13 protein-coding genes are annotated in these 13219 nt (G+C 35.7%); 7 read left to right on the top strand and 6 right to left on the bottom strand.

Annotation, left to right across the window (positions count from 1 at the left end; translation table 11 throughout):
• Positions 1 to 4: 4 nt before the first annotated feature.
• A complete protein-coding gene (locus tag B0186_RS05585; RefSeq protein WP_078218394.1) occupies positions 5 to 991 on the top strand; it encodes a phage portal protein in 987 nt (328 codons plus the stop codon).
• Positions 992 to 1631: 640 nt separating this feature from the next.
• On the opposite strand, the gene B0186_RS05590 is transcribed toward B0186_RS05585, so the two are convergent.
• Genes B0186_RS05590 through rbsK form a run of 3 tightly spaced genes read right to left on the bottom strand, consistent with a single transcriptional unit; the run spans position 1632 to position 4893 of the window.
• Positions 1632 to 2648, bottom strand: a complete 1017-nt coding sequence (locus B0186_RS05590; RefSeq protein ID WP_078218395.1) for an aldose 1-epimerase family protein — start codon at positions 2646 to 2648, stop codon at positions 1632 to 1634.
• A 9-nt stretch (positions 2649 to 2657) separates the two neighbouring features.
• Positions 2658 to 3959, bottom strand: coding sequence for an L-fucose:H+ symporter permease (gene fucP, locus B0186_RS05595; protein WP_078218396.1), 1302 nt, complete (start codon positions 3957 to 3959; stop codon positions 2658 to 2660).
• A gap of 10 nt (positions 3960 to 3969) precedes the next feature.
• Complete coding sequence (gene rbsK, locus B0186_RS05600; protein ID WP_078218397.1) at positions 3970 to 4893, bottom strand: ribokinase; 924 nt, start codon at positions 4891 to 4893, stop codon at positions 3970 to 3972.
• Between the two features lie 156 nt (positions 4894 to 5049).
• Between rbsK and deoC the strand changes: the two genes are divergently transcribed.
• The 6 genes from deoC to ansB all read left to right on the top strand — a co-directional run bounded on the left by deoC (position 5050) and on the right by ansB (position 10620).
• Entirely contained in the window at positions 5050 to 5715 is a 666-nt protein-coding gene (gene deoC, locus B0186_RS05605; protein WP_078218398.1) for a deoxyribose-phosphate aldolase, read from the top strand.
• Positions 5716 to 5743: 28 nt separating this feature from the next.
• A complete protein-coding gene (deoR, locus tag B0186_RS05610) occupies positions 5744 to 6430 on the top strand; it encodes a DNA-binding transcriptional repressor DeoR (RefSeq protein ID WP_078218399.1) in 687 nt (228 codons plus the stop codon).
• 209 nt (positions 6431 to 6639) lie between these two features.
• Positions 6640 to 7446, top strand: coding sequence for a glucosamine-6-phosphate deaminase (gene nagB / locus B0186_RS05615; RefSeq protein ID WP_078218400.1), 807 nt, complete (start codon positions 6640 to 6642; stop codon positions 7444 to 7446).
• Positions 7447 to 7459: 13 nt separating this feature from the next.
• The gene (gene nagA, locus B0186_RS05620) at positions 7460 to 8599 is read left to right on the top strand and encodes an N-acetylglucosamine-6-phosphate deacetylase (protein WP_078218401.1); all 1140 of its coding nucleotides are present in this window, start codon (positions 7460 to 7462) and stop codon (positions 8597 to 8599) included.
• A 112-nt stretch (positions 8600 to 8711) separates the two neighbouring features.
• Positions 8712 to 9461, top strand: a complete 750-nt coding sequence (locus B0186_RS05625; protein ID WP_078218402.1) for an SDR family oxidoreductase — start codon at positions 8712 to 8714, stop codon at positions 9459 to 9461.
• 109 nt (positions 9462 to 9570) lie between these two features.
• Positions 9571 to 10620, top strand: coding sequence for an L-asparaginase 2 (gene ansB / locus B0186_RS05630; RefSeq protein WP_078218403.1), 1050 nt, complete (start codon positions 9571 to 9573; stop codon positions 10618 to 10620).
• A gap of 54 nt (positions 10621 to 10674) precedes the next feature.
• Here ansB and folK read toward each other — a convergent pair whose 3' ends face one another.
• From folK to dksA, 3 genes are all read right to left on the bottom strand, one after another.
• Complete coding sequence (gene folK / locus B0186_RS05635) at positions 10675 to 11151, bottom strand: 2-amino-4-hydroxy-6-hydroxymethyldihydropteridine diphosphokinase (RefSeq protein WP_078218440.1); 477 nt, start codon at positions 11149 to 11151, stop codon at positions 10675 to 10677.
• Positions 11151 to 12506 carry a polynucleotide adenylyltransferase PcnB gene (gene pcnB, locus B0186_RS05640; RefSeq protein WP_235817190.1) on the bottom strand — a complete coding sequence of 452 codons (1356 nt, stop codon included), beginning with the start codon at positions 12504 to 12506 and terminating at the stop codon, positions 11151 to 11153. The genes folK and pcnB overlap by 1 nt, the downstream gene beginning before the upstream one ends.
• A 229-nt stretch (positions 12507 to 12735) precedes the next feature.
• A complete protein-coding gene (gene dksA / locus B0186_RS05645) occupies positions 12736 to 13173 on the bottom strand; it encodes an RNA polymerase-binding protein DksA (protein WP_078218405.1) in 438 nt (145 codons plus the stop codon).
• Positions 13174 to 13219: the final 46 nt, after the last annotated feature.

Raw genomic sequence — 13219 nt, forward strand, 5'->3', positions numbered from 1 at the left:
CAAAATGGATAAATCTAAATCTGTACATGCCTTTACTTTTGGCGACCCTGTGCCTGTTTTAGAGGGTGCTGATATTTTGAATTACTTTGAAAGTGTGTTGCTACACGATAAATATTATATGCCACCCATTGATTTTAATGGGCTATCTCGTGCTTATCGTTCTGCTGCGCATCATCAGAGCGCTATCACTGTGAAGAAGAATATTTTGCTTTCTACTTGTAAAACGACCGCACTTTTACCACGTACGACACTTGAGAAGTTAGTGAATGACTATTTGATTTTTGGTAATGCTTACCTAGAAAAAATTACTAATTCTTGGGGTAAAACTATTGCGCTTGATGTGCCGTTGGCTAAGTATGTGCGTAAGGGGATTGAGCAAGGTATGTTTTACTTCTTACATAATTTTAATGAACATGAGTTTGCAAAAGATAGCATTTTTCATTTAATTAATCCTGATATTAATCAAGAAATTTATGGCTTACCTGATTATTTTTCTTCGTTGCAATCTGCTTTTTTAAATGAGAGTGCCACTTTATTCCGTCGCAAATATTATCAAAATGGCGCACATGCTGGGGCGATTTTGTATCTTACGGATCCGATGCAAAATGAAGATGATATTTTGGCTATCAAAGAGCAATTAAGCCAAGCCAAAGGAAAAGGAAACTTTAAGAATTTATTTATTCATGCGCCAAATGGTAAAAAGGACGGTATTCAAGTTATTCCGCTTTCAGATATTGTTGCTAAAGATGAATTTTTGAATATTAAGAACTCTAGCCGTGACGATATATTAGCGGCTCATAGAGTGCCGCCGCAATTAATGGGGATTATCCCAACAAATGCGGCTGGTTTTGGCGATGTTGAAAAGGCTGGGAAAGTCTTTTTTATCAATGAGATTAAGCCACTACAACAGCGCCTAGAAGAAGTGAATCATTGGCTTGGTGAAACAGTGATTACTTTTACACCTTATGAACTATTAAATGATAAGAACTAATACATAAATAAAATATTAAAGTCTGCTTGTGCAGGCTTTTTTATTGCCTAAAATAAGCCGTTTTATTCCCTCGCAAATAAATATACTTGCCTTAGTCTATTATATAAAACCACAACATAATTCAAACTTGAAAAATAAATTTTTGCTTATTTTATAATCACTCAAGCCCCCCAAAAATCGCAGCAAACCCCACGCCACGCCCGCACATTAAAAGTATATGTTTCAACGCAAAAAATAGATCCTTATATTCCCTTTCCTGTACTAGTCCCATTTAGATCTTTAACTCAGATCTTTAAAACGCAATACAACGCATAAAAACGCAAAATTAGATCTTTCACAGAGTTATTTTAGTTGATTTAAATCAAATAAGTTTAAATTAACAAATGCGATCCAAAACTGATCCAGATAATATTTAACTTATTGATATATTTAGGGTATTGGTTCCAGCTAGTCGCACCAAATTATAACCTCCCTAGTGGAGGTTTTTTGTTGTTAAATTCAACCAGAATTTTGTATTTGAATCTACTTATTAATAAGTGCGGTTGGTTTTTATAAAAATTTTAAGGTGGATATAGATAAAATATGCTCCATAAGTTTAAAAATAAAACTTTGATGGAGCATATTTGTAGGTTGTTAGATACTAATTTTCTAAACCAGTTAAGACACTAAATGAACGAGTAGTATGAGGTTCAAGCATTATTAATGTCCCGCTTTTTTCAGCAGCCAGATAACCTTCAGGGCGACAAGTTGCAGGTAGAGCAAACGCAGCAACTTGTTGATCCTGATTATATAAAATCCAACGAGTGGCAGAATTAAACTGTTGAGAATCAAATTCGGTACGATAACAATGACCTTTTGGCGAATGCATTCTATAAACAAGCCTTTCTTGATATGTTGAAAGATTATCCATAAAAAATACGATTTCAGGATCGTAATACTCCGGTTGATCAAGCTTAGCTAAACCATTTCGATTTGCCTTCAGTTGTTGATTGAAATCCAACCATTGTGCTGTTGGTTTTACATGATCTGGAATTGATTCTCGTAAGGTAATTGCACTATCAGGGATATTTTGTTCGAAGTAAGCATTTTCTTCATAGCAATAGTTCATATGGCACATATATTGCAGTGGCATAGCAACAGAGGCTAGGTTAGTAACATCCATATTAATATGGAATAACCCACTATTCGGATACATCACCACGCTAGGTTTAGCTAAATAATGATGCCCAAATCCTTTGACATATTCGTACTCACTAACGACTTTTAGTGTAGTATCTGAAATTTCTATCCAGCATTTATCCATTGTTGCACAAGGCATTTCGCCATGTAGTGGATGGCTATCTTCTGGAGAAGGGCAACCATTACAAAGTAAACCTGAATGGAAAGCAAAGCATCCGTAAGTATCTATAATGACATTACCCACTTTCGGCGCTGCAAACATATTTTTCATACAGAGATTATGCCCTTCAAATTCAGCATCCCAGATCATTTGTCCATAGTAAGGTAAAATAACTAGCATACCTTTACTATTAGTTAATCTTAATCCCTCAATTCCAGATGAATATTTGAAAGCACTGACTTTAAATTGATTATTGGCAATAATGACCTGTTCTGTTTCTGTAAATTGTTGTTTTGATAAATAGATTGTAGCAGACATAATATTCTCCTATTTATTATTTAAGTTACGGAAACGATACCAGAAGTAATAAGCTATATAAACAAAGCAAACCATTGGGACTATAAATGCGGTTTGTAATGAACCAACTTGATCTGATACAAATCCATGTACAGCTGGCACAACGGCTCCGCCAATAATTGACATAACCACAATAGCTCCAGCAATTTCACGATATTTGTTTTCTACTACTTCAATGGATGCACCGTAGATAGTTGCCCAACAAGGTCCCATGAATACACTTACAATAATAGCAGCATAGACTGCAGAGAAATCTTGTACAAATGCTGTATAAGCAAGAGCTACAGTACCTAATACAGAATATAAGAATAAGATTAAATGCCCATTGAATTTAGTCATTAAGAAATTTGCAATAAGTTTACCAACGAAATAAGCAATGAAACTATATACCATGAAGTTAGATGCATCGCGTTCATTCATATCACTTAAGCTTAACGCTAAACGAATAGTAAATGACCATACAGCAACTTGTAAACCTACATAGAGGAACTGAGCGAAGATACCTTTTTTGAAAGTGCTATGTCCTGCTAGGTATTTGATTGTTTCCATAAATGTTGGACTGCTAGCTTTGCCTTGTTCTTCTGTTGGCTCAACTTTACATTTAGGAAATTGAATAATTAAGAACAGAATTGCAATAACAATTAGAATAAAAATCATGTATTTGTAAGGTTGCAAGGTATGTTCAAGTAAGGTTAATTTGAATGTATGGATTTGTTCTGCTGTCATTCCTGCCATTTGTTCTTCAATAGATGCACCTTCTTGGAAAACCAAATATTTTCCTAATAAAATACCTGCAATTGCACCAACTGGATGGAATGTCTGACTGATATTTAGTCTTAATGTGGCAAATTTTTTACTCCCAATCATCAAACTATATGTATTTGCAGCTGTTTCTAAAAAGCTTAAACCGATAGCAATAGAGAAAATTGCGGCTAAGAACATTGTATAAGTTGCCATATGAGATGCTGGGTAGAACATTGCACAGCCAATGATATACACAATTAATCCGATCAGAATAGCAAATTTATAGGTTGTTTTTTTGATAATTAATGAGGCGGGAATTGCAATTAAGAAATAACCTCCATAGAAAGCACTTTGAACAAGTGCGCTAGCAAAATCACTTAACGTGAAAACACTTTTAAATTGAGTAATTAAAATATCATTTAAACTTGCAGCTGCTGCCCAAAGTGGGAATAAGCAAGAAAGCAAAATAAATTGTAATAATGGTGTTTTATCTAAATAACCATCCGGTAGTTGTTTGAATTTAGCCATAATATGCTCCTTAGTTTGTGATTGATTTTTTAAATTGTTCAAATTGCTCTAGTGAAGGATAGGAAGATTGGGTTCCTTTTCCTATAACACTTTGGGCTGCGAATAAAGATGCTTGCTCTAACGCAATTTGAATATCGCCAGTTTGCACAAAATAGTGAGAGAAACAGCCAATAAATGCATCACCAGCACCACTTGAATCAATCGCATCTACTTTTGTTGGTGGGATATGAACTCGTTTTTCTTGGCTCAGCCATAATGCTCCGCGACTTCCCAGAGTAACAATTAAGTTTTTTAGACCTTTATTTAACAATAGTTCAGCAGCCTGTTCGATTTGTTCTAAAGTTTCAACAGGAAGTCCTGTTAAAATTTCGAGCTCTGTTTCATTCGGCATAAAGAAATCGCATTTACAAGCGTATTCAAGATCTAAATCTGGATGTGCAGGAGCTGGGTTTAAAATTACAGGAATATTATTTTTATTGGCAAAATCAATAGTGTAATAAACCGTCTCCAATGGAACTTCTAATTGTAGAACAAGCAGTTGGCATTGTTTTAAATCTTTACTGGCTTCGTCAATATCAACAGGTTTTAAGTAATTGTTTGCGCCTTTAATAATCAAAATTTGATTTTGCGCATTTTTGTCAACAAAAATCGGGGCAACACCACTTGAACATCCTGTTACTTTTTTAACATGACGATTATCAACCCCATATTTAGCAAAGTTGGCGATAGTATTGTCTGCAAATAGATCATCGCCAACTTTACTGACCATCATTACTTGGCTACCTAGTTTAGCAGCTGCGATAGCTTGATTTGCACCTTTACCTCCACAACCAATTTCAAAGCTTGGAGCTTCAAGTGTTTCTCCCCATTTCGGCATTTGATCTACGTAGGTCACCAAATCAACCATATTAGATCCTATTACGGCAATTTTCATTTTATTCTCCTATTGTGTTAAAATAATAATAAATTTATTTGTTTTTAGTTTATATTGAATTTAATGTTAAAAAAGTGACAAAGATCACAGAAATAAACATTTATTTAATCAATAATGTAAACATTCTTTCATTGTAATTAACTTGAGGTTTAACTTATGAATATTGCTCGTTATATAGATCATACTGCGCTAAGTGCAGACACAACTATTGCTAAAATTAATCAGCTATGCCAAGAGGCAATTTCTCATCATTTTTGGTCAGTGTGTATTAATCCGGCTTATATTTCTTTAGCAAAATCTTTATTAAAAGATACAGATGTAAAAGTTTGTACTGTAATCGGTTTTCCATTAGGTGCAAATATGCCAGAGGTAAAGGCTTATGAAACTAAGCTGGCTATTGATGCTGGTACTGATGAAGTTGATATGGTTGTAAATATTGGTTGGGTAAAAAGTGGTTTATGGGAAGAGGTAAAACAGGATATTTCTCTTGTTTTTCAAGCTTGTGATCAAACACCATTAAAAGTTATTTTTGAAACCTGCTTGCTCACTGATGATGAAATCATTAAATTAAGTAAAATATGTTCTGAAATTGGGGTCGCTTTTGTAAAAACTTCAACAGGATTTAGTCATAATGGCGCAACAATCGAGGCTGTAACAATCATGCAACAACATGTTAGTGAAAATGTTAAAATTAAAGCTTCTGGTGGAGTGAGAAGTAAAGAAACCGCAGAGCAAATGATAAAAGCTGGTGCAAGTAGATTGGGAACCAGCTCTGGAGTTGCTATCGTAACGGGGATGGCGACGCCGAATAGCCAATATTAATCTATATTTTTATTAAGGAGTGAGCCTAATGGTTTCTCGACTAGAAAAATTGTCTTTCTTATTAAAGCAACAACCACAAATTCATTTACGTGATGCGGCGGAACTACTTGGTGTGTCGGAAATGACAATTAGGCGAGACATTAACAGTGGCGATACTCCTTTTAAACTATTAGGTGGCTATATTGTTTTTGCTGAGCCAAGAAAGCATGAATATCAAGTCTTAGAGCAACAAACTAAGCATATTACAGAGAAATTATGTTTAGGAGAGAAGGCTGCGAGCTTGATTGAGGAAGATGATATTGTATTTTTTGATTGTGGCTCAACCATTCCATTTATTGCTTCACAAATTGATCAAAATTTGCATTTTACGGCAATATGTTGCTCACTTAATACATTTACAGTTTTATCAGAAAAACCAAATTGTAAATTAATCTTGATTGGTGGAGAGTATTCTTCTCATAATGCTTTTTTCCAATCTTTAAGTGAGCAGAATGAAGTAGATTTGATTTTTACTGATAAAGCTTTTATTTCTGCGGCTGGATTTAGCCAGGAAAAAGGTGCAACTTGTTTCAGCTTGCAAGAGGCTAAGTTAAAGAGAAAGGCGATTGCTAAATCTAAAAATCCAATTTTAGTGGTAGATAAATCAAAAGAAGATAAGCTAAGTTCTGCTTTTATTGCCCCCCTCTCATCTTTTAATCAAATTATTACTGATTAATGAAAAATTTATAAGCCATCTGAATTTCTTGAAAAAAGAGCGGTGGCTTTTTTCATTTTTTATTTCCAACTTATTTGTGATTTAGATCACTATTTTAGGAAATAGGCTAATTATTATTAGATTTAGTGTATCACTTACTTTATAATTCAGTTTGTGAAATAAAACTTCATTTTATATCGTCCAATATTGAAAATAATTAAGGTGATTTTATGCGTTTAATTCCATTAAAAACAGCACAACAAGTGAGTAAATGGGCAGCAAGACATATTGTTGATCGTATTAATGCGTTTGCTCCGACGGCAGAACGTCCATTTGTATTAGGACTACCAACGGGTGGAACACCATTACAAACTTATAAAGAGTTAATTAGACTATATCAAGCTGGCGAAGTGAGTTTTAAGCATGTTGTTACTTTTAATATGGATGAGTATGTAGGTTTACCTAAAGAACATCCTGAAAGTTATCATTCTTTTATGCATAACAATTTTTTTAACCATATTGATATCCAACCACAAAATATTAATATTTTAGATGGTAATACGTCGGATCATGATGCGGAATGTCACCGCTATGAAGAGAAAATTAAATCTTATGGCAAGATTAATTTATTTATGGGAGGGGTAGGAATTGATGGTCATATTGCTTTTAATGAACCAGCATCTTCCCTTGCATCTCGTACTCGAATTAAGACACTAACAGAAGATACCTTAATTGCTAATTCTCGTTTCTTTGATAATGACGTAACTAAAGTGCCTAAATACGCACTTACTATTGGTGTTGCTACTTTGTTGGATGCAGAAGAAGTGATGTTGTTGGTTACTGGCCATAATAAAGCGTTAGCGTTACAAGCTGGAGTTGAAGGCAGTGTGAATCATTTTTGGACAATTAGTGCGTTACAATTACATCGCCATGCGATCTTTGTTTGTGATGAGCCAGCAACACAAGAATTGAAAGTAAAAACAGTGAAGTATTTTACTGAACTAGAAGCACGGGCTATTCATAGCGTGCTTGATTAAATGGAGAAAAAAAATGAAATATGCTTTTACCAATTGTGTGATTTATACAGCAAAAGAAATATTGTATGGACATGCAGTCGTTGTTGAAAATGATAAAATTTTAGCCATTTTACCAGAAGAACAACTAGAAAATGAAATTAAGCGAGTTGACTTAGAAGGTAATAATTTAACTGCTGGCTTTATTGATTTACAGCTAAATGGCTGTGGTGGCGTGATGTTTAATGAGGACATCAGTGTTCGTACATTAGAGATTATGCAAGAAACCAATTTACGCTCAGGTACAACAAGCTATCTTCCGACTTTTATTACTTCGCCTGATGAAGGGATGAAAAGTGCGGTGCAAGTTATGCAAGATTATTTAGCAAAATACAAAAATCAGGCACTAGGTTTACATTTGGAAGGTCCTTATTTAAGTGTTGAACGTAAAGGTGTACATCGTGAAGAGTACATTCGTGAAATCAGCCCAGAAATGAAGACTTTCTTGTGTGAAAATGCGGATGTAATAACCAAAATTACGTTGGCTGCAGAAAATCCAACAGTAAAATGTATTCCAGATTTTGTACAAAGTGGGATTTTAGTTTCTTTAGGGCACAGTAATGCAACTTATGAGGTGGCTAAGCAAGCAATTCAATTAGGTGCAAAATTTGCCACACATTTACATAATGCCATGTCACCAATTAGCTCTGGGCGTGCTATGGGCGTTGTTGGCGCTGTGTTAGATAGTGATATTTATACGGGTATTATTGCAGATGGCTTGCATGTTAATTTTGAAAATATCAAGTTAGACAAAAAGCTGAAAGGCGATAAACTTTGTCTTGTTACTGATGCGACTGCCGCTGCTGGTGCTGATATTGAATCTTTCCAATTTGTTGGAAAAACCGTCTATGTGCGTGATGGAAAATGCTACGATGCAAATGGCACATTAGGTGGTGCTGCGGTTACGATGATTGAATCAGTGGAAAATATGGTTAAGTATGTTGGTGTTTCATTAGATGAAACTTTACGTATGTGTAACTTATATCCTGCTCGTGCTATCGGTGTAGATGATCGACTCGGTTCTATTGAAGTGGGTAAGATTGCCAACTTAACTGTGTTTAATAATCAATTTAAAGTGATCGGAACCGCAGTGAATGGGGAATGGAAAACTCACTAATTAAGACCGCACTTTTTCTTATACCGCTGGATATTAATATATTCAGCGGTATTGTTTTTAAAGGAGCTTTTTTGTAGTTTAAGAAGGTATTTTTTATCAACAAGGAGGATATATGACGATTTTAGTAACAGGTGCCTCATCTGGCTTTGGTAAAGCGATTTGTCAAAAGTTTGTGCAAGCTGGATATCAAGTCATTGGGGCTGCAAGACGTTTAGATAAATTAGCTTTATTAGAAGAAGAACTAGGCACTTCATTTTATCCATTGGAAATGGACATCTCCGATCCTAACAAAATTCAGACCGCACTCTCTAGCCTTCCTTCCTCTTGGCAAGATATTGAATTACTTGTGAATAATGCTGGGTTAGCCTTGGGCTTGGAGCCGGCTCATCAGGCTAATTTTGCAGATTGGCAAACAATGATAAATACCAATGTGACTGGGTTGGTCTACTTAACTCGTCAAATTTTACCTACGATGGTGGAGCGCAATAAAGGGCATGTTATTAATATGGGATCTATTGCTGGTACCTATGCTTATCCTGGTGGGAATGTTTATGGTGCAACTAAGGCGTTTGTTGAACAGTTTAGCTTAAATTTACGTGCTGATTTAGCTGGAACAGCAATTAGAGTAACGAATGTTGAACCGGGATTGTGTGGCGGTACTGAGTTCTCAAATTTAAGATTTAAGGGAGATAATGCTAAAGCGGCTAATGTTTACCAAGGTGTTGAATATATCCAACCAGAAGATATTGCAAATACGGTTTTATGGATTTATCAACAACCTGCGCACGTAAATATTAATCGAATTGAAATTATGCCAGTAGCACAAAGTTTCTCCGCATTATCTATTAAGCGGAATAGTTAAATATGATGAAGATCATAATTATGGCAAATTCTTATTTTTTGTAATTCTTTTTAGGTAGATAATACGTCCCGTGCTAAATGCACGGGATTTTTCTTTATTTGGAGCATATATGAAATTGAAAAAATTAGCTGTTTTAACAGCATTAGGTCTAGGTATTTCCACAGGCTATGCAGCAAATTTACCAAATATTACAATTTTAGCTACGGGCGGCACTATTGCTGGAAGCGGAAAAAGTGCGGTAACTTCAGCTTATCAAGCTGGACAATTAACCATTGATACGTTAATTGAAGCAGTGCCTGAAATGAAAGATTTAGCGAATATTAATGGTGAGCAAGTTGTTAAAATTGGCTCTCAAGATATGAGCGATGATGTTTGGTTAAAATTAACAAAAACCATTAATGACCAATGTAGTAAAACAGATGGATTTGTGATTACACATGGTACAGATACCATGGAAGAAACAGCTTATTTTCTTGATCTTACAGTAAAATGTGATAAGCCAGTGGTTTTAGTGGGAGCTATGCGCCCAGCTACAGAAAAAAGTGCTGATGGTCCTTTGAATTTATATAATTCAGTGGTAGTAGCAAAAGATAAAAAATCTGCTGGGCGTGGTGTATTAGTTGCTATGAATGGCTTGGTTCTAGGGGCAAGAGATGTGACCAAAACAAGCACAACAGCAGTGCAAACCTTTACTTCGCCAAATTTTGGCGCTTTAGGCTATATTCATAACAGCAAAGTTGATTATGAGCGCTCTCCAGAAAGTAAGCATACAACTAACACGCCATTTAATGTGGATAATTTAGCGCAGTTGCCTAAAGTAGGGATTATCTATGCCTATTCAAATATGCCAACAGAACCACTTAAAGCTTTATTAGATGCTGGTTATGAAGGGATCGTTGTTGCTGGAGTTGGTAACGGTAATATGAATGCAGCTAATTTGGCATTGTTAGAGCAAGCAGCGAAAAAAGGTATTGCAGTTGTTCGTTCTTCACGAGTTCCAACAGGCTACACCACCCGTGATGCAGAAGTTGACGATAGCCAGTATGGCTTTAGTGCAGCTGGAACATTAAATCCACAAAAAGCCAGAGTATTACTACAATTAGCGCTCACAAAAACTAAGGATGCAAAAGTAATTCAACAATATTTTGAAGATTTTTAGATTGAAATTTTATTAAGTAATTAAGGCAAATATAATGATATTTGCCTTAATTTTTTATAATTTTTGCATTTGATGATGAGCAAATTTTGGCATTAAATCCGCTAGCTTTTCGCCATCAGGAAAAATTAGCTCTGGGGCAATTTCATAAAGAGGAACTATGACAAACTCACGATTTTTCATATCGTAATGAGGAATAGTTAAACGTTCAGTTTGTAACATTTTATCGGCATATAACAAAATGTCTAAATCTAAAGTCCGTTCTCCCCAACGGCGCAATCTTACTCGACCTTGTTGGTTTTCAATTTGTTGCAATTGGTCTAATAAAGCGATTGGCTCTAATGTCGTTTGCAAGCAAGCTACGGCATTCACATAATCTGGTTGATCTTGTGGGCCCAGAGGTTTGCTTTGGTAGAAAGAACTGACCGCACTTAGTCTGCAATCTTTGAGTTGAGATAGAGCCTTAAGTGCAGAGTTGAGTTGTTGAATGGGAGTATCAAGATTACTTCCTAATGCAATATAAACAGTATTCATCATGCGGCTAATGGTTTTGGTTTACGGCGTTTTCTGCTGCGATAAAATTTCTTTTTCGGTTTTGGATTAAGGCGTTGTTGCTCTTTAATTAAGCTATCGCGCTGTTCTTGATTGCTTAGCTGATATTCATGCCACCAAGTTGCTAATTCAACAGCCTCGCCACCCTCTATTTGTGCACGCATAACAAGGAGATCAAAGCCAGCTCTAAATTTGGTATGTTCCATGACTCGCATAGGTGCTGAACCTGTACGTTTCAGTAACTGCAATTGCAGAAACCAAATATCGCGAATGACGGTAGTATGGCGGCGTGGGGCAGCAAGTGCGGTGCAAAATGCATCTAAAATATCATTGCTTGCCAAGGCATAGGCGTCATGATTATTGAAACCCCCTTCATTTTTGAGGGTTTCCACTTTTTCCCGTAATGGATACCAAAAGAAAGCAGCAAACAAAAATGCCGGATTAATGGGTAATTTATCCGCCACTCTTTCATCTGTGGATGTAAGCGCAGTCATAATCATTTTTTCAGCAAAACTGTCTGCTTTCTCAGTGAAATAAGGCATAAGAGTTGGGAATAATTGTTCAAATAAGCCATATTCACGCAATAGCTGGTAAGTTTTTACGCCATAGCCTGCTTGTAAAAGTTTCAAACTTTCATCAAAAAGTCTTGCTGGAGGAATGCTTTTTAATAAATAAGCAAGTTTTTTAATAGGCTCTTCGCTTGGCTTATCTAAGAACATATCCAGTTTTGCCATAAAGCGAATAGAGCGCAGCATGCGCACAGGATCTTCTTGATAGCGTTTAACAGGATCACCAATTAAACGCAATTTTCCCGCTTTAAGATCCTCAATGCCATCAAAATAATCACGCAGCGTATTATCTTGTGGATTATAGTAAAGGGCATTAACGGTAAAATCTCGGCGTTCCGCATCTTGTTCGAGGGTACCATAAACATTATCACGCAATAACATGCCAGCATCATTTTGTTTTGCTTGACGTTCGTTGTGATCATCTGAATGGGCAGCACGGAATGTGGCAACTTCAATAATATCGCGTCCAAACATAATATGCGCCAAGCGGAAACGGCGACCAACTAAGCGACATTGTCGTTGGAAAATCGTTTGAATTTGTTCTGGTTTTGCATTTGTGGCAACATCAAAATCCTTTGGCTTTTTACCTAATAATAAATCTCTTAAGCAACCACCTACAATATAAGCTTCGTAGCCATTGCGATGTAGTTTTTCCACAACTGATAGCGCATTACGGCTAATCATACGAGGTGTAATTCCGTATTGAGAGGCTTTAATAATATATTTATTGTGTTGGTTTTTTTGTGTAGGTCGTTTTTTCGTTGTAATAAAGGTTGGCTCAGAGCCTATTTCCTGAGATGTTTTTTTTGTTTTGGCTAAAGTTGAATCTGTTAAAGGTAAATTTGAATTTTGTGATTGAGTTGTTTTATTTTTTTTTCTTAACAGATTTTGAATGAATTTTAAAATAATAAACCCCTTTCCTATGTCTTTGCTTTTATAAAAAGTTAAAAGTGCGGTAGAAAAGACCGCACTTTACTTGTATTTGGGCTAATCAATATTAACCAACCATTTGTTTTTCACGAATTTCTGCCAATGTTTTACAATCAATGCAAAGATCTGCCGTTGGGCGAGCTTCTAAGCGACGAATACCAATTTCTACGCCACAAGAGTCACAATAACCAAAATCATCGGTTTCTAATTTTTTTAATGTGTGCTCAATTTTTTTCATTAATTTACATTCACGATCTCTTGCTCTTAACTCTAAGCTAAATTCTTCTTCTTGCGTTGCACGATCTGCTGGATCTGGGAAGTTTGACGCCTCGTCTTGCATATGAGCTACTGTACGAGATGTTTCTTCTTGAATTTGCGTTTGCCAAGCCTGTAAGATTTTTCTGAAATGAGTACGCTGCTCATCATTCATATATTCTTCGCCTTCCTTCTCTTTATAAGGTTCAACACCGGCGAGCGCTAATAAACTTAAAGATGCCTTAGACATTTAAATCTCCTAATAAAATAATAATTCATCCTGTAATTTACGATAG

The organism is Canicola haemoglobinophilus (assembly GCF_002015075.1).
GTDB classification, from domain to species: domain Bacteria; phylum Pseudomonadota; class Gammaproteobacteria; order Enterobacterales; family Pasteurellaceae; genus Canicola; species Canicola haemoglobinophilus.

What these genes read in the sequence shown, in the direction of transcription:
- B0186_RS05625 (WP_078218402.1), top strand. Translation starts at nt 8,712, where the DNA reads ATGACGATTTTAGTAACAGGTGCCTCATCTGGCTTTGGTAAAGCGATT.
- dksA (WP_078218405.1), bottom strand. Translation starts at nt 13,173, where the DNA reads ATGTCTAAGGCATCTTTAAGTTTATTAGCGCTCGCCGGTGTTGAACCT.
- B0186_RS05585 (WP_078218394.1), top strand. Translation starts at nt 5, where the DNA reads ATGGATAAATCTAAATCTGTACATGCCTTTACTTTTGGCGACCCTGTG.
- B0186_RS05590 (WP_078218395.1), bottom strand. Translation starts at nt 2,648, where the DNA reads ATGTCTGCTACAATCTATTTATCAAAACAACAATTTACAGAAACAGAA.
- deoC (WP_078218398.1), top strand. Translation starts at nt 5,050, where the DNA reads ATGAATATTGCTCGTTATATAGATCATACTGCGCTAAGTGCAGACACA.
- ansB (WP_078218403.1), top strand. Translation starts at nt 9,571, where the DNA reads ATGAAATTGAAAAAATTAGCTGTTTTAACAGCATTAGGTCTAGGTATT.
- nagA (WP_078218401.1), top strand. Translation starts at nt 7,460, where the DNA reads ATGAAATATGCTTTTACCAATTGTGTGATTTATACAGCAAAAGAAATA.
- fucP (WP_078218396.1), bottom strand. Translation starts at nt 3,959, where the DNA reads ATGGCTAAATTCAAACAACTACCGGATGGTTATTTAGATAAAACACCA.
- deoR (WP_078218399.1), top strand. Translation starts at nt 5,744, where the DNA reads ATGGTTTCTCGACTAGAAAAATTGTCTTTCTTATTAAAGCAACAACCA.
- nagB (WP_078218400.1), top strand. Translation starts at nt 6,640, where the DNA reads ATGCGTTTAATTCCATTAAAAACAGCACAACAAGTGAGTAAATGGGCA.
- rbsK (WP_078218397.1), bottom strand. Translation starts at nt 4,893, where the DNA reads ATGAAAATTGCCGTAATAGGATCTAATATGGTTGATTTGGTGACCTAC.
- folK (WP_078218440.1), bottom strand. Translation starts at nt 11,151, where the DNA reads ATGAATACTGTTTATATTGCATTAGGAAGTAATCTTGATACTCCCATT.